Source organism: Bradyrhizobium sp. WSM471 (genome assembly GCF_000244915.1).
GTDB lineage: Bacteria > Pseudomonadota > Alphaproteobacteria > Rhizobiales > Xanthobacteraceae > Bradyrhizobium.
Genome location: NZ_CM001442.1, coordinates 7,369,359 through 7,387,068 on the forward strand (window position 1 = coordinate 7,369,359; position 17,710 = coordinate 7,387,068).

The 17,710-nt window shown below is 63.5% G+C and carries 23 protein-coding genes and 1 tRNA gene; 12 read left to right on the forward strand and 12 right to left on the reverse strand.

All coding sequences use genetic code 11. The annotated features are described in order from the left end of the window. Positions 1 to 44: 44 nt before the first annotated feature. The 5 genes from BRA471DRAFT_RS33675 to BRA471DRAFT_RS33695 all read left to right on the forward strand — a co-directional run bounded on the left by BRA471DRAFT_RS33675 (position 45) and on the right by BRA471DRAFT_RS33695 (position 4,233). Positions 45 to 620, forward strand: a complete 576-nt coding sequence (locus tag BRA471DRAFT_RS33675) for a hypothetical protein (RefSeq protein ID WP_007615428.1) — start codon at positions 45 to 47, stop codon at positions 618 to 620. A 358-nt stretch (positions 621 to 978) separates the two neighbouring features. After that, the gene (locus tag BRA471DRAFT_RS33680) at positions 979 to 2,637 is read left to right on the forward strand and encodes an ATP-binding protein (RefSeq protein ID WP_245266041.1); all 1,659 of its coding nucleotides are present in this window, start codon (positions 979 to 981) and stop codon (positions 2,635 to 2,637) included. A gap of 66 nt (positions 2,638 to 2,703) precedes the next feature. Beyond that, positions 2,704 to 3,051, forward strand: coding sequence for a DUF3088 domain-containing protein (locus BRA471DRAFT_RS33685; RefSeq protein WP_007615432.1), 348 nt, complete (start codon positions 2,704 to 2,706; stop codon positions 3,049 to 3,051). Between the two features lie 127 nt (positions 3,052 to 3,178). Then, entirely contained in the window at positions 3,179 to 3,748 is a 570-nt protein-coding gene (locus tag BRA471DRAFT_RS33690) for a cysteine hydrolase family protein (protein WP_007615434.1), read from the forward strand. Between the two features lie 164 nt (positions 3,749 to 3,912). After that, the gene (locus tag BRA471DRAFT_RS33695) at positions 3,913 to 4,233 is read left to right on the forward strand and encodes a hypothetical protein (RefSeq protein ID WP_007615436.1); all 321 of its coding nucleotides are present in this window, start codon (positions 3,913 to 3,915) and stop codon (positions 4,231 to 4,233) included. A gap of 58 nt (positions 4,234 to 4,291) precedes the next feature. Here BRA471DRAFT_RS33695 and BRA471DRAFT_RS33700 read toward each other — a convergent pair whose 3' ends face one another. From BRA471DRAFT_RS33700 to BRA471DRAFT_RS40060, 4 genes are all read right to left on the reverse strand, one after another. Beyond that, on the reverse strand, positions 4,292 to 5,563 hold the full coding sequence (locus BRA471DRAFT_RS33700) for an NAD(P)/FAD-dependent oxidoreductase (protein ID WP_007615437.1): 1,272 nt from the start codon (positions 5,561 to 5,563) through the stop codon (positions 4,292 to 4,294). Positions 5,564 to 5,573: 10 nt separating this feature from the next. Then, a complete protein-coding gene (locus BRA471DRAFT_RS33705) occupies positions 5,574 to 6,284 on the reverse strand; it encodes a dihydrofolate reductase family protein (protein ID WP_007615439.1) in 711 nt (236 codons plus the stop codon). A gap of 19 nt (positions 6,285 to 6,303) precedes the next feature. Next, positions 6,304 to 6,978, reverse strand: a complete 675-nt coding sequence (locus tag BRA471DRAFT_RS33710) for an FABP family protein (protein ID WP_007615447.1) — start codon at positions 6,976 to 6,978, stop codon at positions 6,304 to 6,306. 160 nt (positions 6,979 to 7,138) lie between these two features. Next, positions 7,139 to 7,264 (reverse strand): hypothetical protein, encoded by a 126-nt coding sequence (locus tag BRA471DRAFT_RS40060; protein ID WP_007615448.1) that lies wholly within the window; start codon positions 7,262 to 7,264, stop codon positions 7,139 to 7,141. Positions 7,265 to 7,782: 518 nt separating this feature from the next. Here BRA471DRAFT_RS40060 and BRA471DRAFT_RS33720 point away from each other — a divergent pair. The 4 genes from BRA471DRAFT_RS33720 to BRA471DRAFT_RS33735 all read left to right on the forward strand — a co-directional run bounded on the left by BRA471DRAFT_RS33720 (position 7,783) and on the right by BRA471DRAFT_RS33735 (position 9,954). Next, on the forward strand, positions 7,783 to 8,328 hold the full coding sequence (locus BRA471DRAFT_RS33720) for a sigma-70 family RNA polymerase sigma factor (RefSeq protein WP_035975266.1): 546 nt from the start codon (positions 7,783 to 7,785) through the stop codon (positions 8,326 to 8,328). Next, a complete protein-coding gene (locus tag BRA471DRAFT_RS33725; RefSeq protein ID WP_007615450.1) occupies positions 8,325 to 8,972 on the forward strand; it encodes a ChrR family anti-sigma-E factor in 648 nt (215 codons plus the stop codon). Before BRA471DRAFT_RS33720 ends, BRA471DRAFT_RS33725 begins: the two co-directional genes overlap by 4 nt. Positions 8,973 to 9,052: 80 nt before the next feature. Continuing rightward, positions 9,053 to 9,637 (forward strand): RNA polymerase sigma factor, encoded by a 585-nt coding sequence (locus BRA471DRAFT_RS33730; RefSeq protein WP_007615451.1) that lies wholly within the window; start codon positions 9,053 to 9,055, stop codon positions 9,635 to 9,637. A 20-nt stretch (positions 9,638 to 9,657) separates the two neighbouring features. Then, positions 9,658 to 9,954 carry a hypothetical protein gene (locus BRA471DRAFT_RS33735; protein WP_007615452.1) on the forward strand — a complete coding sequence of 99 codons (297 nt, stop codon included), beginning with the start codon at positions 9,658 to 9,660 and terminating at the stop codon, positions 9,952 to 9,954. A 54-nt stretch (positions 9,955 to 10,008) separates the two neighbouring features. Here BRA471DRAFT_RS33735 and BRA471DRAFT_RS33740 read toward each other — a convergent pair whose 3' ends face one another. The 3 genes from BRA471DRAFT_RS33740 to BRA471DRAFT_RS33750 all read right to left on the reverse strand — a co-directional run bounded on the left by BRA471DRAFT_RS33740 (position 10,009) and on the right by BRA471DRAFT_RS33750 (position 11,876). Beyond that, positions 10,009 to 10,509 carry a TspO/MBR family protein gene (locus BRA471DRAFT_RS33740; protein ID WP_007615453.1) on the reverse strand — a complete coding sequence of 167 codons (501 nt, stop codon included), beginning with the start codon at positions 10,507 to 10,509 and terminating at the stop codon, positions 10,009 to 10,011. A gap of 2 nt (positions 10,510 to 10,511) precedes the next feature. Next, positions 10,512 to 10,913, reverse strand: a complete 402-nt coding sequence (locus tag BRA471DRAFT_RS33745) for a DUF2177 family protein (RefSeq protein WP_007615455.1) — start codon at positions 10,911 to 10,913, stop codon at positions 10,512 to 10,514. A 156-nt stretch (positions 10,914 to 11,069) separates the two neighbouring features. After that, the gene (locus BRA471DRAFT_RS33750) at positions 11,070 to 11,876 is read right to left on the reverse strand and encodes a DUF1295 domain-containing protein (protein ID WP_007615456.1); all 807 of its coding nucleotides are present in this window, start codon (positions 11,874 to 11,876) and stop codon (positions 11,070 to 11,072) included. A gap of 201 nt (positions 11,877 to 12,077) precedes the next feature. Here BRA471DRAFT_RS33750 and BRA471DRAFT_RS33755 point away from each other — a divergent pair, with 201 nt between their 5' ends. From BRA471DRAFT_RS33755 to BRA471DRAFT_RS33765, 3 genes are read left to right on the forward strand one after another with little or no spacing between them, the layout of a single operon-like run. Next, a complete protein-coding gene (locus tag BRA471DRAFT_RS33755; protein ID WP_007615457.1) occupies positions 12,078 to 13,391 on the forward strand; it encodes an NAD(P)/FAD-dependent oxidoreductase in 1,314 nt (437 codons plus the stop codon). 3 nt (positions 13,392 to 13,394) lie between these two features. Next, on the forward strand, positions 13,395 to 14,180 hold the full coding sequence (locus BRA471DRAFT_RS33760; RefSeq protein ID WP_007615458.1) for a DUF1365 domain-containing protein: 786 nt from the start codon (positions 13,395 to 13,397) through the stop codon (positions 14,178 to 14,180). A 10-nt stretch (positions 14,181 to 14,190) separates the two neighbouring features. Continuing rightward, positions 14,191 to 15,408 carry a cyclopropane-fatty-acyl-phospholipid synthase family protein gene (locus tag BRA471DRAFT_RS33765; RefSeq protein WP_007615459.1) on the forward strand — a complete coding sequence of 406 codons (1,218 nt, stop codon included), beginning with the start codon at positions 14,191 to 14,193 and terminating at the stop codon, positions 15,406 to 15,408. Between the two features lie 31 nt (positions 15,409 to 15,439). Here BRA471DRAFT_RS33765 and BRA471DRAFT_RS33770 read toward each other — a convergent pair whose 3' ends face one another. The 5 genes from BRA471DRAFT_RS33770 to BRA471DRAFT_RS33790 form a co-directional block, all read right to left on the reverse strand. Beyond that, on the reverse strand, positions 15,440 to 15,688 hold the full coding sequence (locus tag BRA471DRAFT_RS33770) for a hypothetical protein (protein ID WP_007615460.1): 249 nt from the start codon (positions 15,686 to 15,688) through the stop codon (positions 15,440 to 15,442). Between the two features lie 179 nt (positions 15,689 to 15,867). Beyond that, positions 15,868 to 15,943: transfer RNA gene (locus BRA471DRAFT_RS33775), tRNA-Phe, on the reverse strand. A 174-nt stretch (positions 15,944 to 16,117) separates the two neighbouring features. After that, positions 16,118 to 16,300, reverse strand: a complete 183-nt coding sequence (gene yacG / locus BRA471DRAFT_RS33780) for a DNA gyrase inhibitor YacG (RefSeq protein WP_007615470.1) — start codon at positions 16,298 to 16,300, stop codon at positions 16,118 to 16,120. A 155-nt stretch (positions 16,301 to 16,455) separates the two neighbouring features. Then, on the reverse strand, positions 16,456 to 17,085 hold the full coding sequence (locus BRA471DRAFT_RS33785) for a Maf-like protein (RefSeq protein WP_007597557.1): 630 nt from the start codon (positions 17,083 to 17,085) through the stop codon (positions 16,456 to 16,458). Positions 17,086 to 17,241: 156 nt separating this feature from the next. Further along, the gene (locus BRA471DRAFT_RS33790; protein WP_007615472.1) at positions 17,242 to 17,709 is read right to left on the reverse strand and encodes a low molecular weight phosphatase family protein; all 468 of its coding nucleotides are present in this window, start codon (positions 17,707 to 17,709) and stop codon (positions 17,242 to 17,244) included. Between the last annotated feature and the right edge of the window lies 1 nt (position 17,710).

Genomic DNA, 17,710 nt, shown 5'->3' on the forward strand with positions numbered 1-17,710 from the left:
TCGGACGGAACTTTTCCGTGGTTCCCTGGCATGTGAGCCTTCCGATGCGCCTCTGCGGACCAGTCCTCACCGCCGCCCTCATGACCCTGGCAAGCCCTTGTTTTGCCGAGTCTTCCTTGTCGATTCCCGTGAACAACCCTACGGCCGCCAACTCTTTCGTCGACCTGCTGGCGCTGATGTCCGGCCACTGCAAGACGCTGAAGGTCGCGGGCCGCACCTTTGCCTGCAAGACGGTGGCCTACGCCCATGGTGACAAGGGCCGGGTCAATTTCGCGGTCGCGGTCGACGATCCCGCCGACGAGAATCACGTCGTGTCGTTCTCCGGCGAGAACGGCAAGCGCGCCGACGACAATTCCTATGAGCTGCCGATCGACCGCATGCTGCTCAATTCCAAGGACCGCCCCAAGGTCGACGGGCTCCCGGTCCCGGCCGAGCAGACCTCCACCGGCCTCTGCCGCCAGACCGGCAATTTCGCCGCCAAGAAGGTGACTGACGTCACCTGCTCCGCCACCGACAGCGAGGGCCGCCGCTACGAACTGCTGTTCGTTTCCGACGGCACGCCCGTGAGCGTGCGTCGTATCAGGCAGTCGGCGCCGTCGATCCAGGATCCGTTCAAATAGCGGACCTTCTTCGCTCTGCATGCGGGCGAGGTGAACCGCCACCTGCACGGCACAGCCGGATCAAATCCTTCATTGAAACTTCGGAACCGGCAGGTATGCTCGGATGCGTCCTCATCGAGGAGGCGCCCGTTGCAAACACAGGCCAGGCGCAGAGTCAGCAATGAGGATGGTCATCGCGATCAAACGGCTCCTGATCGCCTGCCTGTTCGCAACCCTGGCACATGAGTGCCCTGCAGCCGACAGTCCGGGGCAGCGCTCTATCCTGGTGCTGGAAGACGCCGACTTTCGTTCGCCATTCTATTCGGAGATCTTTGCAGGTATCCGCACGGCTGCGAAGGAAAATGGACAGATCCACACCGTGATCTACGGCGAAAGCCTCGATCTCGCCCGTTTCCCGGGACCGGACTACGAGGAGAGCCTGGTCGGTCATCTCAAGACCAAATACGCACATCGGTCGATCGGCGTCATCGTCTCGATCGGCGTCGCGTCGGCGAAATTCCTTCAGGTGCGCAAGCACGACATCTGGCCCGCCGCACCCGTGGTTTACGGCTTCGTGCCCGATCTGCCCGAGACTCGCGCGCTGTTCCTGCCCGGCACGACCGCAATCTTTGCCAAGGTGTCTCCGGCGCAGATACTGACTGCGGCACGCGCGGTCGTTCCCGACTTGACTGGCGTCGTCCTCGTTGGCGATGCATGGAAAAATCCGCTGATATATGGCCACTGGAAAAAGGAATTCGCGGCCACGATGCCGGATCTCGAAATCATCGATCTGTCCGGCATGGTGCTGCGGGAGGTGCGCGAACGGGTCGGCTCCTTGCCCCCTCGTTCTGCAATTCTGACCTCGGCGATGTATTCCGACGGCGAAGGCACCCACTATTTGCCGGCCGCGGCGCTTGCGCGTGTCGCCGAGCGCGCGAACCGACCGATCATCATCACCTCCGACACATTTCTCGGGCGAACCGGGGTCGGCGGCTTCCTTCTGCTGCCCGAATCCATCGGACAGGAAGCCGGCCAATTGGCAATGCGGATTCTGGGCGGCGAATCGCCGTCGAACATCCCGCCTGTTGCCGGGGATAACGTGAAGCCGATCTTCGACTGGCGACAGCTCAAGCTCTGGAATGTGGACGAAGCCAATCTGCCTCCGGGAAGCGAGGTGCGTTTCCGAGAACCGAGCTTCTGGGAGCAGTATTACTGGCGCGTCATGATCAGTGTCGGCTTGGTGCTGGTGCAGGCGACGATGATCGTCATCCTCCTGCGCGAGCGCAGGCTGCGATTCCTGGCGGAGGTCGAAGCGCGCCAACGCATGTCGGAGCTTGCCCACATGAATCGCCTTGCCACCGCGGGCGAGATGTCTGTCACAATCGCGCATGAGCTGAGCCAGCCGCTCGCCGCCATTCTGATCAATGCTGAGACCGCCGAGCAGCTGTTGCAGATACCGGCACCCGACCTTGGCGTGATCAGGGATATACTGGGTGACATTCGCCGAGACGATAAGCGCGCCAACGAGATCGTCGTTCAGGTGCGCTCATTTCTGAAGAGGGCCAGCACAGAGCGGAGCGAGCTCGACCTCAACGCGGCGGTCGGCGAGGTGTTTCGGTTCCTTTCCGTGCAGGCCTTGACCTACGACGTTGCGCTCGCGACGGACCGATCGTCCTCGGATATTCGCGTAACTGCCGACAAAGTGCAGCTCCAGCAGGCTATTCTGAACCTGGTCATGAATGCCATCGAAGCGGTGGCCGATCTGCCGGAGGATCGGCGACGCATCGTCGGTCGAACCAGCCTTGCGGGCAATCAGGCCATGATCTCGATCGCAGATGCCGGCGACGGCATCTGCACAGAAAAGATAACCGAAATCTTCAGGCCGTTTTTCACAACCAAGGCGCAGGGGATGGGCATCGGCCTCTCGATCACGCGCACGATCATCGAGGCACATGGCGGGCGCGTCTGGGCCGACAACGCGCCAACAGGAGGCGCGGTCTTTCATATCAGCCTGCCGCTGGCTGTGGCGCGATCGTGAGTCGGGGCCCTCTGCCGCCAGACGTCAGCCATCGGATATGATCGTCACCATACCTCGGAGCGACCCATGACGCGCGACCGCCTGTTTCTGCTGCGTCCTGGGTTCGAGGACCCGACTTTTCCTGGACGCCGCTTCTATTGCTGGCATTGCGCGCTGATCGAGGGCGTGCTGGTCTCGTTTCCGCAGCTCGCCGGCAAACTCGACGTCGAGCGCATCCCGTGGCCACGCCCGCGGCAAGCCGTGATCGCGCTGGCCGGCGAGGAGAACCAGTCGTTGCCGCTGCTCGTGCTGGCGGTTGGAGCGACCTCGCCGCACCAGACCGGCAGCTATCAGGGCCGCGCGTTCATTGCTGACAAGGACGCCATCCTAGCCGCGCTCTCCGAACGCCACGGCTTTCCCGATCCGCATCCGTGAGGGGGAGAGCGCGTAGCCTGCAATCACGTCGCGAAACGAGGGAAAATTGACATTGCGTGTCGTCACTGTCGCCTCGCATAGTCGGCGCTGCAGGTAAGTCTGCAAGTAAGTCTGAAAGCCGCCCCTCATGTCACTCGCGCTTCCCGCCCTCATCGTCGTCGACGTCCAGCGTGCGTTCGACGAATGGGAGGCGGCGGGCAAGCGGCGCAATAACCCGGATGCAGTGGCACGTATTGCCGATCTCCTGACGGCGTTCAGAACCAGCGGCGCGCCGATCTTTCACATTCGTCATGAGGGCACCAAGCCGTCCTCCTCATTTCTGCCAACGAGCTCCGGATATGCCGTCAGGGACGAGGCACGCGAGCGGCCGGGCGAGATCGTGATCGTCAAGCGCGTCAACAGCGCCTTCATCGGCACCGATCTGGAAAGCCGCCTGCGCGCGGGCAACATCGGCACTCTCGTCATTTGCGGCGCCACCACCAATCATTGCGTCGAGACGACGACGCGGATGGCCGGCAATCTCGGCTTCGACGCACGGCTGGTGCGCGACGCAACCTGGACGTTCGAGCGGGTCGGGCCGGATGGTGACAGACATTCTGCCGAGGAGATCCATGCGATGACGCTGTCGAACCTCAACGGCGAATTCGCGCGCATCGTCACCACCGATGACGTGATTGCATCATTCGCGGCAGAGTGATGGCGGAGTTGCGGCCACGCCCGAGATGCGACAATAAATCTCACGAGACGCACGCCGCCGCGCGAATCGGACGCCAATGAAACTGCGTCGTTTCGACGCCCGCACTGGGCGGAACGCGCCGGATGGCCAGGTGTTGTCACACGACATTCAACTGGAGTGATGACATGAAGTATCTCATTGTCGCGATGGCCGTCGGCGCTGCGGCGCTTGCCGGCGGATCGGCGGCGAACGCGGCCAATCATTCAAGCGCGAAACACACCGCGCCAGCCGCCCAGTCAACCGATATCAGCGCGCAGCACAGGCACCACCATCAAGGCCATCGCCATCACTGGCGTCCTCACCACCATTACGGCTATCATCGTCCGCACTACCGGAGCTACGGCTATTATCCGCGGCACCACGGCTATTACGGCGGCGGACCGTACGGATATTACGGCGGCGGCGGTCCGAGCGTGACGTTCGGCTTCGGCGGCAGTCGCTGGTAAGACGAAAGGCCGCAACACGAAAGGCTCGCGCAATGCGGGCCTTTCTTTGCGCGCCAGCCTATCCCCGCAAGATCATCCCCGCCGTCTGCCGACCGCTCGCCAGCGCCGCTTCGACCGTGCCCATGTCGGCTCCGCGATAGAGCGCCTCGCCGGAGAACAGCACCGGACCGTCGGCGCGTGCGAGGATCGTCTGCGCCTCGCGCGTTCGCGGCGTTGCCCAGGAATAGGCGCCGCGGGCGTAGGGATCGTGCGCCCAGTTTGTCGCAACGGCCGCGACGAGCTCGCGCGCGAGGTCCTCACGCGAGAGACCGAAGACGGTCGCAAGCGAATCGAGCCCGGCATCGATCAACGCTTGCGGGTCGAGGCGCGACAGCGCTGCCGTGCGCGGGCCGCCGAACCATCCGGTCAGCACGGGATGCCGGTTCGGATATTGCGTCCACCATACCGGGATGGCCTGGTCGGACAAAAGGAAGCTCATGTCCGCGAGCTCTTCCTTGCGCTCGCGCCACCATGGACGCCTGAAGCGCAGCAGGATTTTTATCACGTTGCCGAAGCCGATGTCGTCGGCCGCCGCCGCCTTTGCGCGCGCGCGGCTCGGCAGCCTGATCTCGCGCAGCAACGGCAACGGAACAGTGAGGATCACGCGATCGCAGCCCTGCAGGCGGCCGCCGACACAGCGAACGGCGATCGCGCCGCCCTCCTCCTCGATCGCCGATACCACGCAGCCGAAGCGAAACATCACGCCAAGCTTGCGGCACTCGGCTGCCAGGAAGTCGATCATCCCACCATAGCCGCCCTTGACCCGCGCCTGCGGTGAGTGCCCGCCAGCCATCCATTCCTCGCGCAGCGCCAGCGTGGAGGCGCACTCGGGATCGGCCGCATCGTAGCCCTCGACCATTCGCTCGATCACATGGCGCAGCCGCGCGTGCTCATCCCCGGCAAAATGCCGGCGCAGGAAATCGGCGACCGTGAGGTCGTCGTTCAATTCCCGAACCACGGCGTGCAGCTCAGCCTCATGCGGATCGTGGCGATCCTCGCGCACGATGTCAGCGCCGTCGAAGCCCCATCGCTCGCCCTCGATCTCCTGAAGGGACAGCCCGGCCTCACGCAGCAACGCGCGCGTGACCGGCGCCTCGCCGTGCACGAATTCGGCGCCGCCGTCGGCGCGGTAGGCGAACTCCGAAGCAGGCAGCGGATGGATGCGGCCGCCGCAGCGCTCGCGCGCCTCCAGGATCGTCACGGTCCTGCCCGCGCGCGCCAGCTCGCGCGCCGCCATCAGGCCGGCCGCGCCGGCACCGACGATGACGATATGCTCTGATGTTGCCGACATCTCGTTGCTGCTACTTGCCCACGGCCTGCGGATCGTTCTGGATCAGATAGCGCAGCAGCAGGACGCCGCCGCCGAGATCCCGCGTGCTCTCCAGCCTCATCGCGCTCAGCGGTGCACGCCGGTCGCCGTCGGAGTCCGTGGAATCGAACACGAAGGGCGCGCCCTTGGCGCCGTCGATCGCGGGACTGAGGATCAGGTTGAACTCGTCGATCAGGCCGGCACGCAGGAACGCGCCGTTGGCGACGCCCCCGCCCTCCACCAGCAGGCGCTTCACGCCGAGTTCGCGATTGAGAATGTCCAGCGTCAGCGCGAGGTCGATCTCGGAGTTGCCGGCAAAGATATAGGACACGCCCTCGCCGCGGAGCCCCGCGAGATGCGAATCGGGGACACTCTCGGTCAGCACGACGACGATCGGATCGCCGCCGATATCGGAGCGGCCCCAGCCGATCTTGCCCTTCGCATCGAGCACGACGCCATAGGTTTTCGCGTCGCGTCGCGCGAACCAGTTTTCACGCGGAAAGTTCGCGTCGGCCGTCGTGGGATAGGGCTCGCCCTTGGCGAACTCCGAGCCGGTGACGCGGCCGATCACCCAGGCATCGCCGCCGAGCTCGTCGTGGATCTTCTCGAACCAGTCCGTCCCTGCCCCCTTCGGGCGCCAGCGGCTCGGATGGGTGCGGCCGTCCAGACTCGAATGCATCAGGCAAATGACGTAAGGCTTCATGCGCATCTCCGGGCCGCGCTCAGGCTGCCGGCTCGTTGTCCTTCTCGCTCCCCGTGGCGCGATCGTTCAGGATCAACGCGAGGGGATTGAGCTTTGGCGGCGCGACGAGTTTCAGCGTGTTGGTGTCGCGATGGTTGAACGGCGCGCCGCGCACGAACAACTCGGTCTGGATCAGATAGGTCCAACTGCCGTCGTCGTTGAAGGTGATGTCGCAGCGGTAAGCATCGGTGCGGAACGCTTGTTCCAGAAAATCAGTCGAGCAGATCCCGTAAGCTGTGTCGCCGCGCTTGGCGGTCACGGAGATCTCCTTGTCGTCCGGCCCGGCCTTGCCCGATGCCAGCAGCACCTGCCCGCGCGGGATCGCCAGCGTCTGCATGATCAACCCGGTCGCGGGCTCCCACAACCAGTAGCCGACCTGGTCGTGGAAGGTGATGTCTTCCTCGGGCGTGTTGATGTGGACGTGATAGCGCAGCCCATAGAGCAGCTGCGGCCCGTTGGCTTGCGGATCGATCGGGTCCATCCGGATGCGCTCGATGAAGGTCCGCCGCTCCGGCCCCTCCGCCTTCGGATTGATGTCGATACCTTTGTCGGCCTGCCAGCTGCCGGCGAGACGGCGGAGCGGGCCGAGATTGGCAAGGCCGTCGGGGGAGACGTCCTCGGGCTCGGTGAAGATATCGGCGGGAAGGGGGAGCATGGGTGTCCTTGCGTCATTGCAAGGCAGCAATAGCATGAGAGCGCGGGCGTGGCTCGCTCTCAAGGCTCACAATCGCGAATGGACATCCGCGCCACGCGCAGACGATCCATGACGCGAAGCGGAGCCGAACCTCCTCAGTTCGGCTCCGCCGCCAGGGCGCTTAGTGGCGGTGGTCGCGGACCTCAGGTTGATTGCGGTGGTCCCGGGCGATGGTCATTGCGTTCGAGGGTGTCACCACGTTCGCCAATGCGATCGCTGCGAGAGCCACGAGGATGGAGTTGCGCATCAGTGTTTCCTTTGTCTGGTGGACCACTGCGCCCGGTGATGATCGATGCGCTAACGGTCGAGCCATCGTCCGATCGGAGGAGATGTGGAGCGGCGATCATGCTTCGGCTACACCCGGTTGCGACATCGCCGTGCCGCTGAAGTCGCACAGCAGCAACGCAGTCGAGAGGATAACGACACGCAACGAAGCGTGACGACAACGTCATGACCATGTCTTTCCAGATGTGAGCAGGGCGATTGCATGTGAAGAAAGATATGGCTGGAAGCTCGAATGCGGCCATCCTTCGAGGCGCGGGCGGCCGGACCTCTGCGCGGACGGCGCCGGAACCTGTCGAAATGATCATTCCGCGGTGATCCAGGACCTATCCTCGTTCGTTCCCAGACCCACAGATCGCTTGTCGAGGCGCTATGATCGCTGCTATCCGAGCTTTAGATGCGCCAATCCGGGTGAAGGCTGGTTTTCCCCGGAGGACTGAAGCGCGGCTGTCGACTGGCACGAGCAAAGGGCCGAACACAAAAGTGGACTGGGCTGATCTGATCGGACGCGTCGCCTCGGCCGGAGACCGGGAGGCCTTCAAGCGCCTGTTCGAGCATTTCGCGCCACGCATCAAGGGACTGATGCTGAAGGCCGGGTGCAGTTCAGACGAGGCGGAGGAGATTGCTCAAAATACCCTGATCGCCGTCTGGCGGAAGGCAGGCCAGTTCGATCCTGCGACGGCCGGGGCCGCGGCATGGATATTCACCATCGCACGTAATCTGCGCATCGATTTGTTCCGCAGCAGAGCGCGGGCAGACCGCCTGCGGGGCACCTCTGAGCTTCCCGAGACGCCGGATCCCGCGGAACCCGCGGACGCTGTCATGTCTCGCGTGCAGGACGCCGCGCGGATCAATTCGGCCGTCAAGCAGCTCTCGATGGAGCAATCCATGGTGGTGAGGTTGTCGTTCATCGAGGAGAAGCCGCACCCGGAAATCGCGAGCCTGCTCGGCATTCCGCTTGGAACGGTGAAGTCGCGGATCAGGCTGGCGATGAACCGCCTGAGAGACATATTGGACGAAGAAGCATGACCATCAGCCATCATCCGCCGGAAGATCTTCTGGCCGACTTTGCGGCCGGCAGATTGGAAGAAGCCCATCAATTGGTGGTGGGGGTGCATGTTGCGGGTTGCGCACGGTGCGGCCGGTTCGTGCAGGCCATCGAGCAACTTGGCGGCTTGGCGCTTGAAGATGTCGAGCCGGTGCCGGTCGCATCGGATGCGTTCGAGCAGGTGATGTCGCGCATTCACGACGCTCCTGAAGAGCGAGCGGTGCGGACTGCCCACGTCGCTCGCGGCAGCGAGCAGGATGTTCCGGCGGCACTGCGAAACTACCGCATCGGCAAGCGCAGGCGCATCGCTCCGGGTCTGAGCATGCGACCGATCGAGCTGTCCGGTTCGGGGACGGCGCGGGCATTTCTGCTTCGCTCCGCGCCGGGGAGCCGCATGCTCGAGCACACGCACACCGGAACCGAACTGACCCTCGTGCTCGAGGGCAGCTTCAGCCACGAGGGCGGCCGGTTTGGTCCGGGTGATTTCGACTATGGCGACGACGAGATCGATCATCGGCCTGTGGTGGGCGACGAGGGCCCATGTGTTTGCCTTGTCGCAATGACGGGCGACCTGCGCATGAACGGCCTGCTCGGCAGGCTGATCGGGCCATTCGTGCGGCTTTGATCCGCTCGCCTCCTTCTTCCGCCGGGTGATCCGAACGCGAGCCCGGAGCGTTTCGAAGGAAACGCAAGGGGAGACAGGTCATGGCCGGCTTAAGCCTGACACGACAGGCGCAGAGCGAAACATTGCCCGAACTGCTGGCATGCGTTTCGGCGGGCGACACCCGGGCCTTCGCAGCGCTTCATATGCTGACGCGGAGCAGGCTGCGCAGGACTGCGCTCGCCGTCGGAACTCCGCCCCACGACATCGAGGACATTCTTCAGGAAACCTATCTGAAGATCTGGCGCAACGCGGGTCGGTTCGACGGCGACCGCGCTTCGGCGATGACCTGGATGTCCGCCATCGCGCGGAATACCGCCATCGACCATCTGCGGGTCAGAAGACTGCCGACTCACGAGCTGGACGAGGCGCTTCTGGTTCCGACAATTGCTGATCAGCCGTCGATCGACGATTTCGACTACGCCCGCGCCGAACCGATCGCACGCAGCGTGCTGGCTCGCTTGCCGGAAGACCGCCGCAGGCTGGTGGCGCTGGCCTATCTCGAGGGCGAGAGCCGCGCGAGCTTGTCGCGGCGCTTCGGTGTGCCCGTCGGCACCATCAAGACCTGGCTGCACCGAACTCTTCTGGCGGTACGCAAGGACTGTCTTGCCGCATCGGCTGCAGCCTGAAGCAGGCGAGGACCCCGCGCGTGGCCGCAGAGATCATCGAATTCCCCAACCGTGGATACCAGGACCCGCTCGTAACCTCCGTTGCGAGGCTCGAGCAGATGGTAAAAGAGGTCGACCGTCTGGCAGCCGAGCAGCCCGCGGACGGGCTCGGTCAACTGCTCGTCGTCATGGAGCGCTTCGGTGATCGACTGGTCGATCTTGCGCACCTCGTGCTTGACGACGATGCCAAGCGGAATGTCCAGATCGCGTTCACGTCGCTCTCCGACAAGATCGCGGCGACCAGAGACGCCTTTGACGACGGAGCGACGGATCTCTGAATTCGGCGCCACGCTCCCCCGTTCGACGCCATGAGGTCAGCTCTGCGGCCGATCCTAATTGAAACGGAGCAACGAGATGTTCAGCAAGGTCGCAAAACCCACCCAGCCGGCATAGGGAATGAAAAGCGTCGCTGCCAGCCGATCGTTCGCCCATTGACGCCAGACAAAGGCAAGGATCACGGCGAACAGCGCAACAATGACGCCGAGCGCCACGTCCATGCGATGAAGCGAAAAAAAGATGGGAGACCATGCAAAGTTCAGGATCATCTGCAGGCTCCATAATCGCATCGCCGTTCCGCGCGGCTCCGCCTCGAAGGTGCGGAATCCCGCAACGGCGATCATGAGGAACAGAGCCGTCCAGACCGGTGCGAAGGCCGCATCCGGCGGATTGAAGGATGGCTTGTTGAGCGCCGCGTACCACGCTCCCGGACGGTTCAGGACCCCGATCAAAATCCCCGCAGCAGGAACCAGAAACAGGAAAGCGGCGCATCGGTACCATCTGCCGCGCTTACGGTCGCCATCTTGCTGCAGCGCTCCGTCGTGTGTCCCATCCATGATCAATGCGCCATCCTTTGAGCGACGAGAAATCCCGTCCAGGCGCTGACACCGGCGAGGAAGGATCCCCAGCACACGTCGGCAAGAGTGAGCCCCGTCGACCAATTCCTCAGCGTGGCCTGGTTGGTCAGATCGTAGGTGGCATAAGTGAAGCAGCCCAACATCACGCCGGACGTGAAGGCCCGCAGAGCGCCGCCATCTTGCTGAGCCGGCAGCACCGCGAACCAGATCAGGCCGACGGGATACGCCAGATAAAACACTGCGGCGGCGGCGAGGTCCGGCTCCGAGCGCAACATGTCGCCCAGCACCGGGCGGTAAAGTCTCTCAACCATGGCCTTGAGCCAGATCATGTCGAGCGCAACGAAGGTCGCAGCCACCGACAGATATGTAAAAAGCAGGCTCATGTCCGGTCTCCCCTCCGGTGCTGTCGAAACCGGTTTGACAAAGGCAGCGCCTGTAAACGACGTGAGCCCTTCGCTGGATCACGCTGCGTCCCCGTTCCGCTTGCCGCGCAACCCTGTCAGGCCCTTGAACCTGATCGTGCGGCGCCGGAACTCCGATCATTGCGGCGCCTTCTTGGGCGGCCGTGGAAAGAAAGCGCTGGTGCGTGACTGATAGTCCCGATACCGGCGGCCACGGGATCGAAGCATCTGGGCTTCGAGCGGAGGTATTCCGGTCACGTGCACGAGTATCCAGTACATGATCGCCGGCGCGATCAGGCTCGCCCAGCCCCATGCGTAGCCCGGCGACAGCGCGATGACCGGGTAGGCGAGCCACCCGAGCCATTCGAAGAAATAATTCGGATGACGCGACCAGCGCCAAAGCCCGACATCGCAAACCAGGCCCGCGTTTGCCTTGTCCCGCTTGAAGCCTCGCAATTGCTCGTCGGCGATCGCCTCGCCCGCAACGGCCGCAAGCATGATGGCGGCGCCGACATAGTCCTGAACTCCCAGGGCTGCCCGTGGAGCGTGTGCAGCGAGGAAGACCGCAAATGGCAGCGGCACCGAGACGAAGGCCTGCGACTGCAGGAACGCGAACATGCGACGCGGCGCCTGTGAGCCCCATTCCCGCGCATAGCTTGCATATCGCGGATCGTCGATACCCGCCGCGGCGCGGCGGGCGATATGCGTCCCGAGCCTCGCCGACCAAAGCAGCACGAGCCCGCCCACGAGCATCTGGCGCACTGGCAGCGCCTCGGCGAACGGCAAAAGGGCCGCCACTGCCCCGACGATACCGATGGAGTAGGTCCAGATCGTATCGACCCACCCGGAATTGCCGGTTCGCTGCTGAACGATCCAGGCCAGCCCCATCAATAGCGAAAGGGCAAGCGCGATGCCGGCGACGATCAGTATTTGGCTGAAATCCATGCCTCACCATACGCAAACTCGGATCCTTACGTCCGCCCCGTGCCCCGGTTTCGCGGGTGATCCACGCTGTCCGCTGGAACGTTTCCTCAAGCGCATGTGGTCGGGTCAGCTATGAGAGCTGTCCTGAGCCGGGCGACGGACGACATTGGCCCGAATCCGGATGTTCCGGCCGTCGCTGGTGGTATTAGGGGGCGACAAAGCATGCGTTTGGCGGTGATCGGGACGGGAATTGCCGGCAATGCCGCCGCATGGCTCCTGTCCGAACGTCATGCCGTGACCGTCTACGAGCGCGAATTGCGACCGGGTGGACACAGTCATACAGTGCGGGTTGACTACGATGGCGAAGAGATCGACGTCGACATCGGCTTCATCGTGTTCAACGAGCCGAACTACCCGGAATTGACGTCTCTGTTCGCGCACCTGGGTGTGAAGACCGAGGAGACATGCATGAGCTTCGCGATGTCGGCCGACCATGGTCGATTTGAGTGGCGGGGCGGCGGCGAGACCTTCCTGCAGGTCGCCTCCGGCCTGTTTGCCCAGCCGCGTAACCTCTTCTCCCCGTCGTATTTTCGCATGCTGGCCGAGGTCCGCCGCTTCAACAAGGAAAGCGTCTCCGACTTGCGGACTGGCCAACTCCAGAACCTCACACTCGGCGAATATCTGCGCAAGTCAGCGTTCAGCCCGCGCCTGTTCAGCGATTATCTGGGACCGATGGGGGCCGCCATCTGGTCGTCCCCCTCGGCCGAGATCCTCGCCTTTCCCGCCGAAAACTTCATCGCCTTTTTCGACAATCACCGGCTGTTGCATCTGGATCGGCCGCTCTGGCGGACCGTCCGGGGTGGCAGCCGGCGCTATGTCGAGAAGCTCACGGCCAGGTTCAAGGCCAGCATCCGGCTCGGCTGCGCGGTGACGTCGATCCATCGAACCGAGCACGGCGTGACGATCGGCGACAGTCACGGCCATCAGGACTCCTACGACGCTGTCGTGATGGCCTGTCACAGCGATCAGGCTCTGGCGATGCTGTCGGATGCCGACCCACGCGAGAGATCCATTCTCGGCGCAATCCGTTACGCTCCAAACACGGCCTATCTGCACCGCGACATCAGCCTCATGCCGAAACGCCGCAATGCATGGGCATCCTGGAACTTCTTGCGCTGGCGACGCGAAGCGCCTGCCCAGAACGACGTCGCGGTGACTTACTGGATGAACCGGCTGCAGGGCATCGACGACAGAAAGCCGCTATTCGTCAGCCTCAATCCCCCTTGCGAGCCGGCGCCTCATCTCACTTTCGGCAAGTTCACTTTCGCGCATCCACAATATGACGCAAGCGCGTTCGCCGCGCAGAGGAAGCTCCCCGAAATCCAGGGACGCCGCCGTACCTGGTTTTGCGGCGCGTGGACCGGCTACGGATTCCATGAGGACGGCTTGCGCTCCGGCATCGCCGTCGCCGAGGCACTTGGCAGTGCGGTGCCGTGGCGACGGTCCGGCGCGTTGCTGGCGCAGGCTGCCGAGTAGAACATGTTGCAACCGGGCGCTCCAGAACGAACAGCGACGTCATCTGCAGCCGCGCTCTACCTGGGCCGGGTGATGCACGCACGTATGCGGCCCGTGCACCACAGGTTCGCTTACCGGGTCATGAGCCTGCTCATCGACCTAGACCGGCTTGATGAAGCGGATCGCCAGTCTCGCCTGTTCGGCGTCAATCGCGCGTCAGTGTTCAGCTTTCACGAATCCGATCACGGCAAACGTGACGGCGGCGCGTCCTTGAGCAACCATGTGCGACGCCTGGCCGAACAGCACGATGTCGACCTCTCAGGAGGGCGCATCCTCCTTTTGTGCTATCCGCGGCTCTTCGGCTACGTGTTCAATCCGCTTTCGATCTACTTCTGCTATGGCAGCAGCGGCAATCTTGCGCTGCTGATCTACGAGGTCCGCAACACTTTTGGCGAAATCCATTCCTACATCCTTCCGGTCGAGGACGCTGCTGCCGGCGGTGCCATACGACAATGCCAGGCGAAGGAGTTCTACGTCTCGCCATTCATGGAGATGCAAACGCAGTACCGCTTCAGCATTGCTCCGCCCGACCAGCAAGTGAAGGTCAGAATCGTGCAGAGCGATGAGCACGGTGCTATATTTACAGCTGCATTCTCCGGACAACGTCGCCCGCTGACCAGCCGCTCGCTGTTGGCGACGCTCGTCACTCTGCCACTTCTCACCTTCAAGGTCGTCGCGGCCATTCATTGGGAAGCGATCCGGCTTTGGCTGAAAAATGTTCCTTTCGTTCCCCGTCCGAACCAACCCTGAATGTGAAGCCATGGACCTCGCAGCCACTCACCAGACTGCTCGCTTCGATGACGTTCCCTTGCTCGCGCGGCTCGCGCTGCGGCTTGCGTCGCGGCTCAAGCTCGGCACCGTGGATGTTCGCCTTCCCGACGGCAGAACGGTGGTGTTGCGGGGAACGCATCCGGGGCCGTCGGCGACCATCGAGCTCAACAGTTACGCCTTCGCGCGAAGCCTGGTGCTGGGCGGCGATATCGGCATGGCCGAGGCTTACGTTCGAGGCGATTGGAGCACGCCGGATCTCTCCCAGCTGCTTTACGTGTTCTGTCTGAACGACGATCTGGTCGATAGCGCCTTCGCCGGCAATGCACTGGTCCGGCTTTGCCGGCGCGCGCTGCATCGGTTGCGCCGAAACACGCGACTGGGATCGCGGCTGAATATCCACGCCCATTATGATCTTGGCAACGCGTTCTTTGCGGCCTGGCTCGATCCGAGCATGACCTACTCGTCGGCATTGTTCTCGCCCGAGGCGACCGACCTGCTCGCCGCTCAACGGCACAAATATGCCCAACTCGCGCAGGCGATCGAGCTACGGCCCGGCCATACCCTGCTCGAGATCGGCTGCGGCTGGGGCGGCTTTGCCGAATATGCCGCCAAGACTTGCGGCGCCAAGGTCTTGGCGCTCACCATCAGCAAGGAGCAACACGCATTCGCCAGCCGGCGAATCCACGAAGCCGGGCTCGGCGACAATGTCGAGGTCCGGTTGCAGGATTATCGCGATCAGGACGGGCAGTTCGACCGTATCGCCTCGATCGAGATGATCGAGGCCGTCGGCGAGCCGTTCTGGCCGACGTACTTCAATCAACTGCACCAGCGGCTCAAGCCGGGCGGTCTTGCCGGAATCCAGGCGATCACCGTCCGTGACGAGCTCTTTGACAGCTACCGGCGGCGCGTGGACTTCATCCAGAGATACATTTTTCCGGGCGGGATGCTGCCTTCGCCGAATGTCTTGCGCGCGCTCGGCGAACGCGTGCAGATGCCTCTCATCCGCGAGCGGGTCTTTGGACAGGACTACGCCAAGACGCTCGCGGTCTGGCGAGCGAGTTTCGGCCATGCCTGGACGGACCTGACCTCACTCGGGTTCGACGAGCCGTTCCGGCGGCTGTGGGAATATTACCTCTGCTACTGCGAGGCAGGTTTCAGGGCCGAAAAGATCGACGTCCGACAGCTGGTCTTCGCGCGCCGGAGCTGACGTCGCTGACGTTTCCGGCGTGAACGAACCCTCAAGCCGCTTCCGACGTTGATCGCGCACGCTGTTCGAGCACGCCGATCGTCGAGACCAAATTGTCGCGTCTGGCGCGAAGATTAAGCGCAAGAAGCGGATATGTCGGCTGAAGCACGTCAAACACCCCGGCTCTAGCCTCTTCCTCGAGAATGTCGGTGTTGATGAGCCGAACGCGCCACCACAAATCGGCGACCAACGCATCGAGCCGGAGTTCGCCGGCAGCACCAGAACGGGACATTTCTTGCATCACTTGCCTCAACCTGAAACGGCCTCTCTTCCAAGGCCAGACTTTGGTCCTGGCTGAGCAAGCAGAGTGCCAGCAATGGCGCGATCTGGTCCGCAATGGATTGCTGCGCGAGCCAGCTGGTCAAGGCTTGGCGCTCAAGGCCTGGCGCTGGAGAAGATGTTGCCCGTGGAGAGCGAAAATGGTGCCCAGGGGCGGAATCGAACCACCGACACTGCGATTTTCAGTCGCATGCTCTACCAACTGAGCTACCTGGGCGTGCTCCAAAGAGGGGCCAAAGCCCATCGAGCGGGCGGTTTATAGTGGGCTGAAGGCTGCCTGTCCACCCGGCTTCGCCAAGTGGCTTCGCCGGGCGCGGCCCGGCTGTGAACAAAACTGCTGCGGGAGCACAGTTCGGGCGTTTTCTTCAATTAACCAATTGATGAACCAGAATTATTCCTCCCCGTCTGCCTCGTCATCCCGGCCGGGAATGACGTAGGAGCCTTTCAGCCAGCGGTTCAGATCGACGTCGCGGCAGCGAGACGAGCAGAACGGGCGGGCGGCCTCGGACTGCGGCTTGTCGCAGATCGGGCAGGTTTTGAGGGGGCTTGCGGGCTTTTTCACCTGGTCGTCCATGAGGTGCTCAGCTTACACGAGGTGAGAGAGTTCAAGAGCCTGTCGCAAAAGAGGTTCCTCCGGCGGAAGCGCAGGCGTCCCGGCCAGATTCCCGCGGGCTAATTCTACTGTGCATGGGGTTGTTTTCGCGATTTTTGCAGGAGCGGCTTGTCGGCTCAGACGGCGGTGGCGTTGAGCCAGCCGAAGCGGATCGGGAAACCTTCGCCGCCGAGCAGCGTGGTGGTCTCGTAGAGCGGCAGGCCGACGACGTTGGTGTAGGACCCCACCATCTTGACCACGAACGAGCCGGCGATGCCCTGCACGGCGTAGCCGCCGGCTTTGCCGCGCCATTCGCCGGAGCCGATATAGGCCTGGATGTCGTCCTCCGAGAGGCGCTTGAAGCGGACACGGGTCTCGACCAGGCGCTGGCGGAAGGCCTCGCGCGGCGTCACCAGAGTGATCGCGGTGTAGACGCGGTGGTTGCGGCCCGACAGCAGCCGCAGGCACTGCGCGGCCTCGTCGACGAGGTTGGCCTTGGGCAGGATGCGGCGGCCGACCGCCACCACCGTGTCGGCGGAGAGGATGAAGGCGCCACGCAGCTCGTCGTCGAGCTGCACCGATTTGAGTGCCGCATCCGCCTTGGCCCGCGCGAGCCGGTTGGCGCAGGCGCGCGGCAGCTCGCCCCGCTTCGGCGTCTCGTCGACGTCGGCGGGCCGGAGCGCGTCCGGCTCGATGCCGGCCTGGTTGAGCAGCGACAGGCGCCGCGGCGAACCGGAGGCGAGAACGAATTTGGGGCGGCCGAGCATCAGGTGATTTGGGGAATGAAGCAGGGGGTGAATTGCGCGCGGAACCTATCGGACGGAGGCTGATTTCACAACCCGGGAACCCGGACTTTACTGATTCGACGGGTACAGGATGCGTGTGCCTGCAGTCTGTGACGCGGGTGTTACGGGCGCCGAATGCTACCCGTTCGCCGCGCCCACCTTCGAAAATCGCCGGCGGATGCGCAGCAGAAGCTGGTCGCAGACGTCGCGATAGGCAGCCAACTTCTGGTCGCGGCTGCCTTCCATGGTGGTGGGATCCTGCGTCGGCCAATACTCGACGTCGGCGGCGAGCGTGCGGGTCAGCTCCAGCGCCTTGTGATGCGCCTCCGGCGAGAGCGTGATGATCAGGTCGAAATTCAGCCCCTCCCAATCCTCCAGCTCCTCGAAGGTCTGCGGCTTGTGGGTGGAGATGTCCTGGCCGAGCTCGGCCATCACAGACACCGCGAACGGATCGAGCTCGCCGCGCCTGGCACCGGCCGACTTCACATAGAGGCCTTGCGGAAACATGTGCCGCAGCAGGCTCTCCGCCATCGGCGAGCGCACGCTGTTCATCGCGCAGGCGAACAGCACCGATTGCGGATCGCGTGCGCGTGGCGGACCCGCCATC

Excerpts from the sequence above, each read along its gene's own strand:
- BRA471DRAFT_RS33675 (WP_007615428.1), top strand. The coding sequence starts at position 45 with ATGCGCCTCTGCGGACCAGTCCTCACCGCCGCCCTCATGACCCTGGCA.
- BRA471DRAFT_RS33685 (WP_007615432.1), top strand. The coding sequence starts at position 2,704 with ATGACGCGCGACCGCCTGTTTCTGCTGCGTCCTGGGTTCGAGGACCCG.
- BRA471DRAFT_RS33690 (WP_007615434.1), top strand. The coding sequence starts at position 3,179 with ATGTCACTCGCGCTTCCCGCCCTCATCGTCGTCGACGTCCAGCGTGCG.
- BRA471DRAFT_RS33695 (WP_007615436.1), top strand. The coding sequence starts at position 3,913 with ATGAAGTATCTCATTGTCGCGATGGCCGTCGGCGCTGCGGCGCTTGCC.
- BRA471DRAFT_RS33700 (WP_007615437.1), bottom strand. The coding sequence starts at position 5,563 with ATGTCGGCAACATCAGAGCATATCGTCATCGTCGGTGCCGGCGCGGCC.
- BRA471DRAFT_RS33705 (WP_007615439.1), bottom strand. The coding sequence starts at position 6,284 with ATGAAGCCTTACGTCATTTGCCTGATGCATTCGAGTCTGGACGGCCGC.
- BRA471DRAFT_RS33710 (WP_007615447.1), bottom strand. The coding sequence starts at position 6,978 with ATGCTCCCCCTTCCCGCCGATATCTTCACCGAGCCCGAGGACGTCTCC.
- BRA471DRAFT_RS40060 (WP_007615448.1), bottom strand. The coding sequence starts at position 7,264 with ATGCGCAACTCCATCCTCGTGGCTCTCGCAGCGATCGCATTGGCGAAC.
- BRA471DRAFT_RS33725 (WP_007615450.1), top strand. The coding sequence starts at position 8,325 with ATGACCATCAGCCATCATCCGCCGGAAGATCTTCTGGCCGACTTTGCG.
- BRA471DRAFT_RS33730 (WP_007615451.1), top strand. The coding sequence starts at position 9,053 with ATGGCCGGCTTAAGCCTGACACGACAGGCGCAGAGCGAAACATTGCCC.
- BRA471DRAFT_RS33740 (WP_007615453.1), bottom strand. The coding sequence starts at position 10,509 with ATGGATGGGACACACGACGGAGCGCTGCAGCAAGATGGCGACCGTAAG.
- BRA471DRAFT_RS33745 (WP_007615455.1), bottom strand. The coding sequence starts at position 10,913 with ATGAGCCTGCTTTTTACATATCTGTCGGTGGCTGCGACCTTCGTTGCG.
- BRA471DRAFT_RS33750 (WP_007615456.1), bottom strand. The coding sequence starts at position 11,876 with ATGGATTTCAGCCAAATACTGATCGTCGCCGGCATCGCGCTTGCCCTT.
- BRA471DRAFT_RS33755 (WP_007615457.1), top strand. The coding sequence starts at position 12,078 with ATGCGTTTGGCGGTGATCGGGACGGGAATTGCCGGCAATGCCGCCGCA.
- BRA471DRAFT_RS33760 (WP_007615458.1), top strand. The coding sequence starts at position 13,395 with ATGTTGCAACCGGGCGCTCCAGAACGAACAGCGACGTCATCTGCAGCC.
- BRA471DRAFT_RS33765 (WP_007615459.1), top strand. The coding sequence starts at position 14,191 with ATGGACCTCGCAGCCACTCACCAGACTGCTCGCTTCGATGACGTTCCC.
- BRA471DRAFT_RS33770 (WP_007615460.1), bottom strand. The coding sequence starts at position 15,688 with ATGCAAGAAATGTCCCGTTCTGGTGCTGCCGGCGAACTCCGGCTCGAT.
- yacG (WP_007615470.1), bottom strand. The coding sequence starts at position 16,300 with ATGGACGACCAGGTGAAAAAGCCCGCAAGCCCCCTCAAAACCTGCCCG.
- BRA471DRAFT_RS33785 (WP_007597557.1), bottom strand. The coding sequence starts at position 17,085 with ATGCTCGGCCGCCCCAAATTCGTTCTCGCCTCCGGTTCGCCGCGGCGC.
- BRA471DRAFT_RS33790 (WP_007615472.1), bottom strand. The coding sequence starts at position 17,709 with ATGGCGGGTCCGCCACGCGCACGCGATCCGCAATCGGTGCTGTTCGCC.